The following is a 15640-nucleotide window of genomic DNA, read 5'->3' as shown; positions in this document are numbered from 1 at the left end:
CCGCCGTCGCCAACGAGCCCTCGGCAAGCTCACCCCAGTCGAGTTTGAGATGATCTACGCGACCGCAGCAGCGGCCTGACTACTACAAACCCCGAGTGTCAACCAGATCCGGGGCAGACCCGTGTACACCTCGGTCGCGCCGTCCGCCGTCACCCGGTAGTAGTTCGTGACGGGGTCACCTTCGGTCGTGGGGTAGCGGATGGTTAGTTCTGCGCCCCGTCCGGAATCGAGCGCGCGTTGCAGGCACGCGACTTCCGTTCTTCCCTCGACCTCTACTGCCTCGCCCTGTTGAAGTTGCAGGGAGCCACAACTTGGCAGAGATGCGCGTGACTCCCATTGCCCCTGTACCGGATCGGACGTCATTGATCCGCACCCCGTGCCACCCACGAGCAGGGCACCGCAGGCGACAGCCCCGCGCAACGTGGGGCCGGGCGGTCGCCGCATGGAGGGCGTCATGCTCATGAGACGCATTGTGAACCCCATGCGATCCCTACGAGGGAGACCATCCGGACATCGGCAGATCCGGTCTGCGCTCATCGCTGCAGATGAGTGCGTCTCTAGTCAACTGTGGAGGTCGATGAAAGCGTCCCGATCGAAGTAGTAGGCGATTGCGCGAATGAGCACGTCACGGCTCGCGGTCGGGTCCTGCTGACGAAGGTTCTGGATCACCTGCTGCACGTCATCCACGAGCAGCCCCTGAGTGAAGGCGCGGCTACTGGCGACTGAAGGGACGTCCTCATTTGCCCCGAACTCGTGTTCATCAACGACTATGCACCGGTCTTCATCGGAGGCCGGGCATGCAGCAAAGAAGATGTAGGGCGTCCTGCAGCCGATGCGGTCGATGTCGTCCAGCAGGCAGGCCCAGCTCATCTCCAAGAACGACATGCGGCAATCCCTTCCGACTCGACGGTGACCGTACGACACCGCTGGCGTGCAACGCACTCATCTCGGCATGAGCGGACGGACGGATCGCGGCAGATGAGGTGCGTTTGTCTGCGGCGCTCGGTCAGACTAATGACCATGACGGTGCGACCAGCGGACTCTGTGGACCCCGCGCGATGGCTACTTCGCTCGGACGTCGATTGGTGGGACCTCGTCCGCTACGGCCCACCGGGCTTCGGCGTCTATGTGCGGATCGCCTTCGCCGACGGTGCCCACCACGACGGCGAAGAGCCCGCTCTCCGCGCGGCACTAGCGACGTTGGTCGATCACACGGGCACTCCGATGACTGGATACGCCGCCATCTGGGAGGGCTGGACGAGCCGGGCGTCGGTCCCAGAGGCGCCGCGAGTTCCAATCCCGGAACGAGAGATGGTGCTCTTTGCTGGGCGCATCGACGAACTCAGGGACGCGCCAGCGTTGGCTTGGTACGGATCCTCGCAGGGCATCCACCAAGAGCCTCACCTCGTCTGGCCAGAGGATCACGCCTGGTGCATGGCCTGCGAAGTCGACGAGGACGTCGAATTCACCGTGGGCTGCTCCGCCGACGCATTCCGGGCTCTCACTAGCGCGCTCCCCGGCGCTGTCCGACAAGTGCCCTACGGCGCGGCGGCTCCGTTGTATCGCGAGAAGCGCCCGCATCCGGACATTGGCAGATCCGGTAAGTCGGACACGCGCCGACAGGCGGCGGAATGACGCACGCGGGTCACCGCTCCCTGAAAGCTCCGCGCTCCCACCAGTCGATCGCCGGGTCTTCCCGTATGTACCGTGCGGCCACCTCGACGTTGCCTAGGTTGCAGTACTTCCAGAGCTCTTTGGCCGCTCGGGAGTATTGGAACAGCACGCGGTCGACTTCGAATGGGTCGAGGTCACCGTCGCGGAAGTGATCGATTGCGCCGGCGACGTGTGCGACGAGTTGGGCGAGCTCTGCCTCGTGGTAAGCGGCCACTTGTTGGCGTGCTTGTTGACGCGCTGCCTTCTCGGACACCTACTCAGGCTAGTGCGACTTCTTCTTCGAGAGCCTCGCACTCATCGCGGCAGATCCGGACGATGGGGGCTGGAACGTTTTCCCTACGTCGCGAGTCGAAGTCGTGTGAGACTCGCCGACATGTACCCCTATCGGGTGGCGGCTTTGCTGTTGTGCGCTTGGACGCTCAGCATGCTTGGTGCGCCCCCGGCCGCCGCATCGTGCGCGACTGCCCCTGGCCCATCGCCATATGCGTTTCTGGGAACGGTCATCGCAACCAGCCAAGGTGATCGAGTAGTGCAGGTTGTGACAGATGGTGGTGCGACCGTCACTGTTCTGGGAACGACAGGTAGGTCCGACAACGCTTTTACTTCAGTGGATCGTCGCTATGCGTTGGGCGGTAGGTACGAGTTCCACCCGCTCAACGATGAGTCGCCGTACTCCGACAACTCGTGTACCGCGACCCGACAACTGAGCGGCCCTTCGTTGTCCGCTATCCCTCCCCAGGTCAACAAGGGAGTGCTTCCTGCGTGGCTACCGGTCGACGAGCAGGCTGGTCCGCTGGGTTACCTGCTCTTCTTCGGACCCATCGCGCTCGGCCTCGGCGTTCTGATTGTCGGGCTGCGTAGGCTCGTCCGCAGGCAGCGCACTGCGTCGCGTACCTCCTGACAGCAAGCCGTGCGCGCAACTCTCTGCGCCCGGATCTCGGCAGACCCCCGCACAACTCGCGGCAGATCCGGGCGAGCGTAGCCGCCCTCAACGCGGCAAATACGGGCGCCCCGAGAGACCATCGACATGCGGGGACTAGATGTGGCGCCGTTGTTTCGGGACGGGGTTCCGGTCCTGGAGCCGGTACCTCAGTCGGGACTTGATGACAACCGATCCGCCTCTTCTGCGTATTTGTGTGTGACAGCATCGGTACGAACTCAGGAGCAGCGATGGACCTCATGGACCGTTTCGAGAAGGCCACGTCGGGTGGTCCTGAGCATCGGGCGATCGAGGACAGGCTGGCCGTTGGCCGCCGTGCCAGCGCACGACGCAGGGCAAGCCTCGCCGCCGGGGCAACGGCCGCCGTACTAACTGCCGCCGGTGTCGTCTGGGCCGTCCAGCCCGGCGTCGACTCGGTTTCTGGCAAGGACATCGTCGCGTCCGACGCAGGCAGCGTTGAGCGCGACTCTGGGGCACCGGAGTCGCCCACGAGCACGCCGTCCCCTCCGACCGCCCTGTTCCGCTACGACCTCGACACCGCCGCGCTTGAGGTGGCCGACGGTGTCACCATCGTGCGACAGGTCGAGAACCCGGTCCCTCACAAGGACGTCACGTCTGCGGCCGCCGTGGTGGACTACAGGGGCGAGCGCAGGTGGGTCATGGCAGCCGTCGTCCGCGGGCGGTCGGGCTGGGGATCCGACATAGAGGCGACCTCGTCCCGGAACTTTGGGCAGTGGGTGCATGAACTCACGGTTCTGAACACGGCGCAGATGTTCAGCGACGGCTCATCCGACGGCGACTGGGTCACGCTGGACAGCGACGGCGGTCTGACGGCTCAGAATGGGGCCACCGTCGTGGAGCAATCCACTCCGGCGAGGATCGACCAGGCACCCGCTGATGTGCCCAGCGCAGTTGGCACGATCGACGTTGACGGGGCGCTGTTGTGCGTGGTCGCTCGGATGCTTCCTGGTGAGGACGTCGACATCACCTACTTGGCAGAGTCCGAGCACCAGGGTTGCGGAGAAGCCGTACCAGGCATCGACTACCCGGGCGCTCCGGCAACCTCATGAGGCGAGCAGAACGCGAAGCGGCCTACTCGGCATTCGTCCTGTCCAGACAGGACCACCTCCGACGCATCGCATACGCCCTGTGTGGCAACTGGCACGACGCCGACGACCTGCTTCAAGTCGCGTTGACAAGGCTCTACACGGCGTGGCCACGCATCTCCTCTGACGGGAACCCCGAGGCCTACGTGCGCACCATCTTGATGCGAGCAAACGTCGATAACCACCGCCTGCGGGGCCGTCGTGTTCGCACGGCGCGCCTCGATGCAGCCGGTGACCCAGCCGCGCTGGCTGGGTTGCCCGTTGACGAGCGCGACGCGCTCATCGAGGCCGTTCAGCGGCTCCCGGAGATGCAGCGCAAGGTCATCGTGCTGCGGCACTGGCTCGGCTTTGACGTGCACGAGACAGCCCGCGAACTGAACATCTCTGACGGCACGGTCAAAAGCCACTCATCACGCGGCCTGGCGGCGTTGCGGGCTCGGCTCGACGCCGAGTCCGACGAGGAGGAGCAACCCACGGGCGCCGTAGGCCACCAGGCACAACGAGCGTGACCACAAGGGCCATACGGCAACAGCGGCGGTGTCGTCGCAACATGCCATTCTCAATAAGCAGCGCAACCGGTCATCGGCAGATCCGGTAACTCGCAGGCGGCGCCAACAAGCGGCGGGGTGCAGCGCCTGCCGGTGAACCCAGTGCGGGCGCAGCCTGGCGCTTTCTGACAGGCCTAGCGTGGGCGCTGAGGGGCTCCGCAAGGAAGATTGTTCCTCGCCGCAGGTGCGCGGGGGAGGAACTCGATGCCCAGATGCGTAAGTTGCCGCGAAAGCCGGACACGTGTGACTCAGATGCCGAGGACATCGTTCCGGCACTGCGGACGATGCACGATGGCGGAGTGGAGTTCCGCCCGGCTCCTGGCCGCATCTGGGGTGCGAGCGGTCGGCTCGGAGGAGGGCCGAAGGCGGTCATGGACCAGGTCCGTCATGGTGCTGATCGCCGCAGCACTGAACGGTGTGAACCGCTCTCGAACTGGCGCGACGAGTTGGCCGCTGTCTTCGACGAGGCGAGGGAGTGTAACTCGACGCAGGTAGGCGTTGCGCTCGATACCGGTCTCGATGTGGCCGGCGATCTGGGTGTCGATCTTGTCGAACAGGATGGTGAATGCACGAAGCACCCGGAGGTCACGGTCCACCTCCGGTCGCAGTGCTCTGAGCCTGCCGATGACGTCGGCGCTGTCAGCGACCGCGAGTTCACCGGTGCCGATGAGGGAGCCGACGTCGCGTAGCTCTCGCTGTAGGTCGGCATAGGTCTGTTGGCGTGTGAGGCACCGGTCTCGGAGGGCAATGTCGACGTTCGCGGCGAGCTCCGCGATGCCGCCGGACACCACTTGCTGTGAGTGGACGATCCGGCGCAGATTGATGGCGCTGGGCAGCGGCCGCAGTCTCACGGCGAGGTTCCGTTCGGCCTGGAGGACGCCGAGTAGTCCGGGCCGGGCTGGGCCTGGCATGACGTTCGTCGGGGCCCTCCAGCCGAGTGCATCTATCGCGTAGCTGGGCGGCTCAAGGCTTGAGTCCAGGGCACACGCGAGGGCGCTCCAGCCGAGCCGCTCTGCCCGGTGGAGTCTCTCCCAGCCCGGGATGGACCTGTAGCGCTGGTCCAGGATCACGAGCGCGCGGACGACTGCCGCGATGTCGCCGACGAGGGTGTGGACCTGGGGGACGTCGAGGCTGGCGTGATGGAGTCCAGCGGCGAAGTCGTGCTCGCCAAGAGCCGCGCCCCGGGCTGCCTGTCGCCAGTGCTCGACCAGCGGCAGCTCCTGTGGGGCCACCAGCTCGTGCAACTCGGGTAGCCGCGCGCTTGAAGTGTCTACCGTGTGGTCGAGGGCAAGCCTCAAGGACGCTAGTCCGCCGTGTTGCGTCGGGGGCAGTCGGAATGGGGTGGGCGGCGCGGGTGAGAGGTTGCTGGACGCGTACGGGGCGACCGCCCGTGAGGCTTGCTGGCACCACACCAGAGCCGATTGCCGGTATCGACGGATCAGCTTGCCGATCTCCTCACGGTCCGCCCTGCTGATGGTCACAGGGACTGAGGGACTGCCCCCGCCGCCCAGCCTGAGCTGGACCCGGTGCTGTGCGAGGAGTGCGGACAGCTCGGTTCGCAGCAGCGCTCCGTTTTCGCCGTACATCAGGGCATGTCCAACGCGCGGGCGTTCTCAAGCGACGCCAGCAGGAGTTCGCTGTGCAGCGTGTCCACGCCGAATGCGGTGAGCCACTCGACGGCAGCGGTGGCCAGAGCCATCAGGACATCGCGGTCCACCGGGGGGCTCGTGGCGTCTAGCGCGAACGCGTCGTCACCGTGCAGCCAGTCCAGCTCGATGAGCGCGAGGTCGTACGCCGAGGACGCTTCGAGAGTCTTCGCGTTGTGTGCGAGCGCGGCGATGTAGGAGCGAGCTTCCGAGAGCAGAACAGCGTGGGCGGGCAGCATGGTGCTTCTCCCTTTCGACGAGCCGGCGGTCCGACCACCGTGCGCTCACAGTTCGTGTGGCTTGGTTCGAGATCCGTGGCCTGTGGACGGACGCTGAATTGGCGGACTGTGATGGGGCGACGACAGCGCTCGAGCCCGCTCCTCGACCAGGCGTCGAGTGGCCACGTCGTCGTCGACGAAGCGAACGAAGTCCGCGCGCCGGTCGGTGATCTCCACCTCGGCGCTCGTCTCGGCTGGTGCCTCGCCCGGCCAGGTGGTCTGGCGCGTGGGGCGGTCGCGGTCGAGCCTGCATCCGGCGGTCGAGACCCACTCTCGCAACCGGTGCCGGGACTCGGCGAAGTCGCGATGCCATCCGATCGGACTCGACGGCGAGCTGTCCGGGTCGTAGGCGCTGAGCCAGTGCGTGTGCAGCGCGGATAGCTCCCACACCAGCTCGTCGTGGCGGTGCCACAGCGGCGGCACAACGGCTGGGGGCAGGCCGAAGGTCTTGCGAAGCCAGTCGACCCAGGCGTCGAGATCCATCCACTCCGCGAGTGCCTCGTCCGCCGAGAGTAGGTTCCAGTTGATAGGGCGCAGGGGGGCGTCCGGGTCGAAGTCGGAGGACCGTAGCTCGAGACCGGTATCCCCGTACGTGGCGTCGTCCTCCTGACCGAAGTCCGGTCCCCAGAGCCCCTGCCAATCCGATCGATCCAGGTCAGCGCTCATGAGTGGCAGCCCCGTCAGAGACTGATGGCTGGCGTGGGCTCGTTGACCACCGTCATCTCGTTGTGCGGGGCGTCAGGCTGCTTCGCCGGCGTGCGGTCGACGACATAGCGGGTCCAGGCACTGTCGTGTCCGATGCGGCGTGCGACGAACTGCTCGCGGATCTCGCTTGGCTCTCCGGGTCGGTCTTGCTCGTATTCGTGGATGTAGCCCGAGGCGATGATCCGGTCGCCGGGCTTGAACCGGGAGTACGCGCGCTCGGCGGTGCGCTCGAACATCACCAGGTCGGCATAGACGGGGTCGAGTCTGGTGAACGACCCGTCGACTTCCTTGCGGTGCTGCTCGATGCCCACCCGGCAGTAGAACCGTGCGTGGCCCTTGTCGGTGAAGCTGAGCTCCGGCGCGGTGGCGATGTAGCCGTGCAGGCTCATCTGCGTGGGAATCGTCATGGCTGACTCCTGAGGCCATGCGGCGCCTTGGGTGGCATCCGCTCTACCAGTGAGGTGTGCCGCGAGACCCACGGCGAAGGGCAGCCTCGACAAGCGCGCGCTCCCTTCCCAGTTGCTCCGCGTCTTTCCGCGACGTCCACGGGCGCAGGTCCGTGACCAGCGGTGGGGCGCTGCGCAGAAGGACGAGGGCGTTGCCGAACGGGAGGGTCCGGATGGTCTCGGGCGGCATGACCGGTACCCGGCGCATTGAGCGCTGGAGTGACCGCGAGCCGTAGTCGCCGATCGAGATGGTGTCGGTGCGCTCGTCGCGCTCGCCGATCAATGAGGAGAGGTCTTGTAGGTCTCGCGCTGACGATGCACCACCCAGGATGACCTTGACGATCGAGGCGTCCCAGATCGCTCCGGCAGCGTGATCGCCCCACTTGTCCCGGGCCTGCGACAGCGACTGGAGGACGGGCATGGTCGTGATGCCGGTCCCGCCCCCTTCTGCCATGAGCATGGGCAGGGACGGAAGGGGCGAGAGGTTGCCGATCTCGTCGAGCGCGAGGAGCAGCGGCGGATCGAGTCGTGCGCCGGGGGAGGACGCAGCAAGGTGGCGGGCGGTCTCGACGAGGTCCTCGATGAAGGCTGCAACGAGCGACCAGGAGGCGCCAGCTCCGGCACCGGTGGCCAGCAGGTACAGCGTGCCGTTGCTGGTGAGGAAGTCATCCGGGTCGAAGCCCTCGCCGGGATCGGGGGAGACCGCGTCGAGGACGCGAGGGTCCGCCAGGCATGACAGTGCGAGGGAGACGCCCATCCAGATCGAGTCGCGGGTGCGGGGATCGGCATGGATCGTCGACTCAAGCGAGTCAGCCCAACCGGGGGCTGCCCTCGGGTCGCTGGACAAGATGGCAACCGCGTCGGCGGCTGCCGACGGTGCGAGCGTCCACCCGAACAGCTCGCGGGGGGTTCGGTTGTCGAGGGCCGCCGCGTGGAGCAGGGCCTGAAGGGCGGTGCGGGTCTTGCCCTCCCAGAAGCCGCCGGACTCGACACCACCAGTCGAGAGGCCGGTGGCCGACGCGAGCCCGGTCGCTCGGATCATCGCAGTCAGGGGATCGCTGCATCCTCGGACCGGTGACCAGCGCAGACCTGCGGGTAGCCCATCGGCGAGACGCTGAGGGTCGAAAACGGCGACGGGCCCGCGTCGCTGGCGCTCGAGGATGGTGGCGGCCACGTTGTCCGGTCGGGTCGCTGTGGTGATGACGGCCCCCGGGGCGTCGAGGATCGCGTTGACGACCACGTGCAAGCCCTTCCCGGATCGCGGAGGGCCAAGCACCAGGATGGAGTCCTCGACCGAGGCCCACACGTCGTGACCACGCGAGCGCCCGAGGCGGTAGCCAACCTCCGACGGTTCCGGTCGGTCCAATGACGGCCGAAGTGCCTTGCCGCGAGCCAGCAACGCCTTGCGCGAGGCGTAGGCCCGTACGTCGCGACCTGTCGCCACCCCAGCCAGGCGCCGCGGGTCGCTCGACATCTGATGCCTGATCATCCCCATGCGTCGCCACAACACGAGTGAGCTGGTGACGACGATGGCCACGATCAGCGCGAGGACGACCCAGTAGACCCAGGCCACGAGACCAGTCGATCCCAAAGCCGCGGCAGGACGTGTTGGGTCGCCGAGGACCCGCAATCCTGCCTCCCAGCCACGCTCCGGCTGGCCAGCGCCGGACAGCCAGGCCGCCGCAGATCCCGCTAGCCGAAGGGTTGCTGCGATGACACCGACGGCTGCGACGAGGACGAGACCGAGATCGACCAGTTCGTCGTCGGTTCCGCGACCGCGAGGGTTCATCCCGAGACGCCGCCCACCACGACGGCCCCGGACTGCTGGCCCACAAGCACGAGACGACCTGCGTGGGTTTCGAGGAGCGCGGGCGGGAGGCGAAGGTTGGCTACGCCGTCCTGGCTCGCGGTCTGGCGAGCGATGACGACCGCCACGGCGACGTCCTCGAAAGGAAGGAACCGTCCGCTTTCCGTCTCGCCAGTCGTCTGGTCGGGTGGGGCGGTGCCTGCCAGGGGAGGATCGGGCGGCCGTACCTCTTGAGACCCAGGTGTGACGATGTCGGTGAACGTCGAGCCGTCTGCTTCGCGTACCTCGACACGGATCGGCGTATCGAGATCGGTCGCGAGCTTGCCGAGCAGGCGCTGGAGGTCCTCACGGTGCAGGGGCGTGCCGGCGGCGTACGGCTCTCGATTGAGTCGGACGGCCACGGTTCCGTCGAGGTCGACCTGGACATCGACCAATGGCATGACGACGGGGACACGCTGTTCCACACGTGAGGCTGCACGGTCCTCGCGTCGGTAGGACGCGGCAGCGTTCAGCATGCTCATCGTGCCACCACCTCCGACGGCTGCGGCGGCGCGGGCGCCCTTGCCGGTGCCACGCTGTGCCGGCTCGTCAGCGCTTCGCGGTCGAATCCTGGTGGATCGCCGTTGCCGATCTTGCGAGTCTCCAGCTTGTCGAGGATCGTCACGGCTGCGCTGCGGACTCGTTCGGCCGTGGACTGCACGACCTCGACGGGAGACTTGCCTGGGACGCTGCCGGCCCACGTGGCGACGTATGGCACGGTGTAGTCGTCGGTCGCCAGACCGTGCCCGGCGCCCACCATGAGCGCGACGGACTCCGCTTCGACCTCCGCAATGCCGCGGTGCATCGCGGCATCGGCGTTGTCAGGTCCGTGAAGCATGACGTGCCCTAGCTCGTGGGCCAGCGTCTTGACCTGGGCGGCGTCGTCCATGTCCATGCGCACCGACACGTCGCGGGTCGTGTAGTCCGTGAGGCCGTTGGCGCCGCCGATCGCCTCAGCGTGCGACACCAGCCGCAGGTCGAAACCGTGCGAGGTGATCTGATCCGCGAGTCCGTCCCACAACCCTGCCGGGGCTTGTCCTTGGAGCAACACGGGGCGCGGTGGCTCGGGGACCGCGTCACCGTCGGTCTGACTCAGGTCCCAGACGTGGGCAGGCTTGAGACCAACCAGGCGCGTGCGCACGACCTCGCCGGGTCTGGCCCTCTCACCTTGGCCGAGGCGGCGCCACGACTCCGCGCTGGCCGGGGTCGATGACGCGAGCCGCGCCGTCACGGGTGCGACGATCGCGTAGCCCGACTGGCCCTTCATGACGTGCCGGCCCAGGCTGAGCCACTGCTTGAAGCCAGCGACGTACGACGGTGCAGGCTCGGGCACGCGACCTTCCTGGAAGGCGGCCGCGTGCTGGACATAGATCAGCAGCGTGTTGTTGAACGAACGGGTGCGAAATCTGGCCGCAAACTCCATCGCCCGCTTCCAGTCGTCTCCAGTCACCAGATTGCCGACGGACTCGGCCAGCTTCTGCTGCAGCGCGTCGAGCTTCTCCTCGCGGGAAGCGACGCCTCGGGGCTGAGATCTCATCGCACGACTCCTGTCTCTCAGACGACAGGTGCGTCCCCGACACCACGGGCTCGCGGAGCGACCCGGTGCGGGATCGTCATACGGTGAGCGCTACCGGAACGGATCTTGACGAGGATCGCGATTGCAGATCCGAACGTGGCGGCTCATTCGCAAGCAGCAGCTGCGCCGCATCGTTCACACGAAAGGTTGCGGATGCGTCGATCAAATGTTGGCACAACTCGTTCTTCGATTCCGGCGGGCGGCACAACATAGACGGTTCGACGGGCGGCTACCTCGACACGCACGGCCGGTTGCCGTGTTGACGTGGTTTCGCTGCGATGGACGTCTTACGGCCTGGCCGCGCTGGTAACGGTTCCGGACCGGCGCGCCAGCCAGCCCGCAGGTGAGCCAGCGGCTCCGAGCGGGCCGACCGCTCGAGCGACACCCGGCCGGACATTGCCTTGACGAGCCTGCCGGGCATCGAGTCGAATGCAGCAGCCTGTTGTTTCTGGGCTGCAGCGACACCGACCGGGGGACAGCATGCGTCAGGTCACGACCGCCCTGTACATCGACTTCGACAACATATACAGCGGATTGGCCAACTTCGATCAGAGCACCGCAGAGGCCTTCGCGAACGATCCCGCACGGCTCTTGGAGTTATTGAGCGCCGGCACAGACGAAGTCGGCACGTTCCGGCGCCGTTTCCTAGTGCGAGACTGCTACATCAACCCGCAGAACTTCGCCAAGTACCGGCCGCAATTCGTAGCCGCGGGTTTCCGTGTAATCGATTGCCCTTCGCTGACCCAGCGGGGCAAGTCTGCGGCTGACACTCACATCGTGATTGACGTGGTGGACGCGATCTCTCACCAGACCCGCTACGACGAGTTCATCATCTGCTCGGCCGACGCCGACTTCAGTCCGTTGATGACCAAGCTGCGGCGGCACGATCGGCGAACTGTCATGGTTGCCGCCGGCAACGCCGCTCCCGCGTACCAAGCGGTATGCGACGTCACAATCGGAGCAATGGAAATCGCAGCCGCGTTCTCAGGCGACGAAGACGCTACGCAGTTCGACGCTACAGGCGCGCCCGAGACCAACCAGGCCGACGAGGACGATGTCGACGCAGCCGTTGGAGCAATCCGATCTCGCGTCGCAAGTAGCGCGGCACCCGTGCCCGGCTCATCGGCAGCCGCCGAAGCAGGACGAGCCGTCCCGGGAATCGCACAGGCTGGCTGGGCCGGCGCAGGCGACTTCGCGAGCTTCATCCGCGAGCGGGTTCCCGAGTTGCGGTTCGTGAGAACTGACAGCGGAGGGATGGTTCTTGATCCGTCCCGGCATGCGACAGAGCCAGGCGAGGTCCCTACGGAGCCAGACGATGACCTCCCATCCCGTATCTCGCGTGTGACCAAGGTCCCCCCACTAACCAGCGCTCAGTATGCCGTCCTGTTCGATGAGCTGGCACAGGTCGCCAAGACACAGACACGGCTGGCTCGGATCGGCTACGACGTCCGCGAGCGCGCGGCGGACTCCACGGCGCCGGTTCCGCGTAAATCGGTGGACTTTGTTGTTACCGGGCTGGTCTATGGGAAGAGCGACCCCCGCACAGCGGACCTCGACGCCCAGGGACTGGCAGAGAAGTGGCTTGAAATCGTGCTGCAGCGGTGCGATCAAGCGGGCCTCGAACTAGACGGCAACGAGAAGGAGGTCGCTCGTGACTGGATACTTGGCAGCCTGCCGCCAGGGGGGTGACACCCAACCCAGGGTGGCCTTCGCACCCTCGGTTGCTGGATGTTGAGGAGATGACGATCCCCGGGGAGGACCGTTCTGCAGTACCACCGGGCGCTCCCTTGTTCCGCCGAGAGGCCAGACGGTCGATGCTCACATGCGCACGTTGTGGCCACGGCTGGAGCTCAGAACTGATTGTCCTTCTCGACTGGCGTGACCGAGAAGCCATCAATGAACTGCACCGAACCGTGCCGTGCGTGCCATGCCCATCGTGTGGAGGCACGGTGACTGCCCATCGTTCGATCGTCGTCTTGAGGCCCAGCGACCCTGTGCCGGTGCTTTTCGCAATCGACGGTTCGGACCCTACTGACGTCGCGACGTTGGAGGACCTACTCGCGAGACATGCAATCAATGACCAAGGCGTCGTCGTCGGTCCGGTCGCGAACATTGAGCACGCACTACTGCCGAGCGTAGCCGCTCGCTACACCGGATTCGCGCTGCTGGGTGCCGACGATCCAGCAGGGAGCCTCAACGAACAGACCGGGGGACGACTGGGTGCATGGCTGCGGGCGGTCATGTCCCACCACCTGGAAGCAACCATCCCAGTCCTGACGGCATTTTCCGACGCAGCCGACGAAACCGCCGCCAAGGCGGTCTTCGCTGAACATCAGGACGTCGACTTCGCCGCCTGGCTACCGGCGCTCCGGCGGAAACCGTCGGAACCCGCCGTGAACTGCGCACCCGGTGCGCAGGCTTTGGGGCAGGACTCCCGTGTCAGCCTTCTTTCGCATCTCCTGAGCGTAGGACCGGACTTCGACCGCGATGAGGCCAACCGCTACATCGCCCTCCTTGAGGAACTGACGCGGTTCAACCACTCCAGCGACCACACGGCCGCCGGATTCGCCGCTGCAATAGAGGTCGCGCGAGAGCTCGTCGCCCTCGCAAGGTCGAAGTACGGACCAGATCACCTAATGACCCTCACTGCAGAGAACGACGCAGCCGCGCTGATGCTGGACCAGCCAGCCCTTCACGCCGAGGCGCTGGAACTCCTTCAGTCCGCCCGGGTCGGCGCAGCCCGTTCAGGCAGGCGCATTTTGGCTGACATCACCACCAACCTCGGCATCGCGACACTCTCCAAGACGCGGATACCGTCGGCCGACGACTACGAAGAAGCGATCGGGATGCTCAGGGACGCACTTCACCTCCACCTCGTCCTCGACCCGGACGGACCCGAGCGCAGACTTGCGGTCATTGTGAACTTGTCTGCTTCCATTCGGTCGAGTCTCACGCGCAGCGAAACACTCAACACGGCCGAAGCCATGGCGCTGCTCGTCGAACTGCAAGAGATCGCCGATGACTCTTTCTCAGACCCGACGTCGGTGAGCGCCCACGATCGCGTGACGCGTCAGACCAACGCACTGAACGCGCTCGCTACCGACGCTCAACTTCACCCGGGACCGGTCACCGACGCGGCACTCGACACAGGTATGAGAGCCCTCGAAGACATGTTGGACAGCCTCCCACCAGCTCACCCCGTCCGGGTGAAGGCGCAGGCCAACCTTGGCAGCATCGCCACCGACCGCCTCCTCCGCGAACCGCATTCCGTGGAACTCCGTGAGCGTGCCGAACGATGGCTTGAAAACGCCATCACCGACACCGAAGGATTTGCAGCTGACGACGCCACGCGCGTCCTGTCGCGCATGACTCTGGCCGCGTTGCTCACCTCTGTCGATCCTGACGGTGCCGACCTCGATCGAGCCACGCGGCTGCTCACGGACTGCGCAGCCGACCTCGCCTCTACGAGCACGACGCGGCTTCATCAAGTAGTCCTCAGCAACCTCGCGCAAGCGCACCTGATGCGAGGCGACCTCGATCAGGCCCGGTCCGCCCTTCAGCAGGCCGCCGCGCACGCTGACGCACTGATCGGCCAGGAACGCACCCCTGCGACACGCCTCGGGCAAGCGTCCGCAACCGGCGACCTGTTCCAACGGCTCGCCTTCATGCACGCTTACGCCAGTGACGCACGCAGCGCCATCCACACGATCGAGCGCGCACGAGCCCGCTGGCGCCCCGCCGAAGACGACCCTGAGGGCTTCATCCTCGACGACCGGGTAGCTCGTGCGCTCCAACCGCGCACGGCACTGATTTACGCCGGTACTTGCTCTCTTGGCACCTACGCCGTCGTCGTCACTCCCGACGGGGCAGGCGCCTTCACGTGGCCAATCCCATCGACGGTCCTGCAACCCATCCTCACTGACCTGACGAGCGGACGCGCCGACCTCATCTCAGAAGCAGTCGATAGGGCCGCTTCACACCTGGGCCCGACCCTTGTTGACGCCGTGCTCCAGCTGGCCGAAGGAGTCAACGCGCACACGCTGCTCGCGGTTTGGGGTGGAACACTCACAGCCCTCCCGATGGCTCACCTCCCAGGAAGCCGCGGGACGCTCGCCGAACACTTGGACGTCAACAACCTCGTCGGACTCCGACGCACGAAGGACGACGCCAGCGAGAGATCGGCGGCGGGAGTCGTCGCAGCCGCGGTCGTTGACCCGACAGGTGACCTGCTGTTCGCCCGAACAGAGGTTCAGGCGCTCCACCAGTACGCAACCACGGTGGTGGAACCGGGCAGCCACGGAATCAAGGGGTGGCTGCTGGACAACATCGCGGACGTAGACCACCTCCACCTCGCATGCCACGGCGAGGCCGACCCGCACGAACCCTTCAACTCCCGGTTTCATCTCGGAGACAATCTCGCCATCACCGTCGGCGAGCTAGCCGACATTGACCTCCACGGGATCAACCTCGCCGTTGCGACCTCATGCAGCTCAGGCGTCGTCGACCAACGCGCCGCAGACGAACAGATCGGACTGGGCGCTGCCCTGCTCGCCGCTGGAGCACGAGGGGTCGTCGCCGCGCTATGGGACCTCGACGACCTCGGAACGAGTGTGGTCGTAGCCAAGTTCTACCAACGGCTCGGCGTCGGCGACCCGCCGCAACTCGCACTCACTCATGCCCAGCACTGGGTCGCGAACACAAGTACAGCCCAACTCCTGGCTGAGACCGACAGGCACGCCCACTTCAACGGGTGGCTTCCTCCCACCTTGGCGGACGAGATACGCGCCCTGTGTCTTCACCCGTCCAACCGGAAACCAGACGCGCGACCCTTCAACGCCCCCGCCCGCTGGGCCGCACTGATGTACCTTTCCTAAC

The 15640-nt window shown here is 66.1% G+C and carries 14 protein-coding genes; 5 read left to right on the top strand and 9 right to left on the bottom strand.

The window, feature by feature from the left end:
* Window positions 1–561: 561 nt before the first annotated feature.
* A complete protein-coding gene (locus AC57BS_RS04445; RefSeq protein WP_496410255.1) occupies window positions 562–885 on the bottom strand; it encodes a DUF7716 domain-containing protein in 324 nt (107 codons plus the stop codon).
* A gap of 135 nt (window positions 886–1020) precedes the next feature.
* On the opposite strand from AC57BS_RS04445, the gene AC57BS_RS04440 reads away from it, so the two are divergent.
* Window positions 1021–1635, top strand: coding sequence for a hypothetical protein (locus AC57BS_RS04440; protein WP_496410254.1), 615 nt, complete (start codon window positions 1021–1023; stop codon window positions 1633–1635).
* Window positions 1636–1645: 10 nt separating this feature from the next.
* On the opposite strand, the gene AC57BS_RS04435 is transcribed toward AC57BS_RS04440, so the two are convergent.
* On the bottom strand, window positions 1646–1927 hold the full coding sequence (locus tag AC57BS_RS04435) for a hypothetical protein (RefSeq protein WP_496410253.1): 282 nt from the start codon (window positions 1925–1927) through the stop codon (window positions 1646–1648).
* 917 nt (window positions 1928–2844) lie between these two features.
* Here AC57BS_RS04435 and AC57BS_RS04430 point away from each other — a divergent pair.
* Both AC57BS_RS04430 and AC57BS_RS04425 read left to right on the top strand, forming a co-directional pair.
* Window positions 2845–3684, top strand: coding sequence for a hypothetical protein (locus AC57BS_RS04430; RefSeq protein WP_129473420.1), 840 nt, complete (start codon window positions 2845–2847; stop codon window positions 3682–3684).
* The gene (locus AC57BS_RS04425) at window positions 3681–4229 is read left to right on the top strand and encodes a SigE family RNA polymerase sigma factor (RefSeq protein WP_129473421.1); all 549 of its coding nucleotides are present in this window, start codon (window positions 3681–3683) and stop codon (window positions 4227–4229) included. The genes AC57BS_RS04430 and AC57BS_RS04425 overlap by 4 nt, the downstream gene beginning before the upstream one ends.
* Before the next feature lie 287 nt (window positions 4230–4516).
* Here the strand turns inward: AC57BS_RS04425 and AC57BS_RS04420 are convergent, their stop codons facing one another.
* The 7 genes from AC57BS_RS04420 to AC57BS_RS04390 form a co-directional block, all read right to left on the bottom strand.
* Window positions 4517–5854: a hypothetical protein gene (locus AC57BS_RS04420; protein WP_496410252.1), complete on the bottom strand. Its 1338-nt coding sequence runs from the start codon at window positions 5852–5854 to the stop codon at window positions 4517–4519.
* On the bottom strand, window positions 5854–6153 hold the full coding sequence (locus AC57BS_RS04415) for a hypothetical protein (RefSeq protein ID WP_496410251.1): 300 nt from the start codon (window positions 6151–6153) through the stop codon (window positions 5854–5856). Before AC57BS_RS04415 ends, AC57BS_RS04420 begins: the two co-directional genes overlap by 1 nt.
* Before the next feature lie 45 nt (window positions 6154–6198).
* Complete coding sequence (locus AC57BS_RS04410; RefSeq protein WP_496410250.1) at window positions 6199–6858, bottom strand: hypothetical protein; 660 nt, start codon at window positions 6856–6858, stop codon at window positions 6199–6201.
* Between the two features lie 14 nt (window positions 6859–6872).
* Entirely contained in the window at window positions 6873–7304 is a 432-nt protein-coding gene (locus tag AC57BS_RS04405) for a single-stranded DNA-binding protein (protein WP_496410249.1), read from the bottom strand.
* Window positions 7305–7347: 43 nt separating this feature from the next.
* Window positions 7348–8916, bottom strand: a complete 1569-nt coding sequence (locus AC57BS_RS04400; protein WP_496410248.1) for a type IV secretory system conjugative DNA transfer family protein — start codon at window positions 8914–8916, stop codon at window positions 7348–7350.
* A gap of 212 nt (window positions 8917–9128) precedes the next feature.
* Entirely contained in the window at window positions 9129–9671 is a 543-nt protein-coding gene (locus AC57BS_RS04395) for a hypothetical protein (protein ID WP_496410247.1), read from the bottom strand.
* On the bottom strand, window positions 9668–10726 hold the full coding sequence (locus AC57BS_RS04390; protein ID WP_496410246.1) for an ArdC-like ssDNA-binding domain-containing protein: 1059 nt from the start codon (window positions 10724–10726) through the stop codon (window positions 9668–9670). Before AC57BS_RS04390 ends, AC57BS_RS04395 begins: the two co-directional genes overlap by 4 nt.
* 519 nt (window positions 10727–11245) lie before the next feature.
* Between AC57BS_RS04390 and AC57BS_RS04385 the strand changes: the two genes are divergently transcribed.
* Entirely contained in the window at window positions 11246–12454 is a 1209-nt protein-coding gene (locus AC57BS_RS04385; protein ID WP_496410245.1) for an NYN domain-containing protein, read from the top strand.
* A gap of 311 nt (window positions 12455–12765) precedes the next feature.
* Window positions 12766–15639: a CHAT domain-containing protein gene (locus AC57BS_RS04380; RefSeq protein WP_496410244.1), complete on the top strand. Its 2874-nt coding sequence runs from the start codon at window positions 12766–12768 to the stop codon at window positions 15637–15639.
* Window position 15640 lies beyond the last annotated feature (1 nt).

It is taken from the genome of Nocardioides sp. BGA-UO-ETr-FS32 (genome assembly GCF_059567905.1).
This window is presented reverse-complemented; position numbering and strand designations above follow the sequence as displayed.

What these genes read in the sequence shown, in the direction of transcription:
- AC57BS_RS04420 (WP_496410252.1), bottom strand. Translation starts at nt 5,854, where the DNA reads ATGTACGGCGAAAACGGAGCGCTGCTGCGAACCGAGCTGTCCGCACTC.
- AC57BS_RS04410 (WP_496410250.1), bottom strand. Translation starts at nt 6,858, where the DNA reads ATGAGCGCTGACCTGGATCGATCGGATTGGCAGGGGCTCTGGGGACCG.
- AC57BS_RS04395 (WP_496410247.1), bottom strand. Translation starts at nt 9,671, where the DNA reads ATGAGCATGCTGAACGCTGCCGCGTCCTACCGACGCGAGGACCGTGCA.
- AC57BS_RS04385 (WP_496410245.1), top strand. Translation starts at nt 11,246, where the DNA reads ATGCGTCAGGTCACGACCGCCCTGTACATCGACTTCGACAACATATAC.
- AC57BS_RS04430 (WP_129473420.1), top strand. Translation starts at nt 2,845, where the DNA reads ATGGACCTCATGGACCGTTTCGAGAAGGCCACGTCGGGTGGTCCTGAG.
- AC57BS_RS04415 (WP_496410251.1), bottom strand. Translation starts at nt 6,153, where the DNA reads ATGCTGCCCGCCCACGCTGTTCTGCTCTCGGAAGCTCGCTCCTACATC.
- AC57BS_RS04425 (WP_129473421.1), top strand. Translation starts at nt 3,681, where the DNA reads ATGAGGCGAGCAGAACGCGAAGCGGCCTACTCGGCATTCGTCCTGTCC.
- AC57BS_RS04440 (WP_496410254.1), top strand. Translation starts at nt 1,021, where the DNA reads ATGACGGTGCGACCAGCGGACTCTGTGGACCCCGCGCGATGGCTACTT.
- AC57BS_RS04405 (WP_496410249.1), bottom strand. Translation starts at nt 7,304, where the DNA reads ATGACGATTCCCACGCAGATGAGCCTGCACGGCTACATCGCCACCGCG.
- AC57BS_RS04445 (WP_496410255.1), bottom strand. Translation starts at nt 885, where the DNA reads ATGTCGTTCTTGGAGATGAGCTGGGCCTGCCTGCTGGACGACATCGAC.
- AC57BS_RS04390 (WP_496410246.1), bottom strand. Translation starts at nt 10,726, where the DNA reads ATGAGATCTCAGCCCCGAGGCGTCGCTTCCCGCGAGGAGAAGCTCGAC.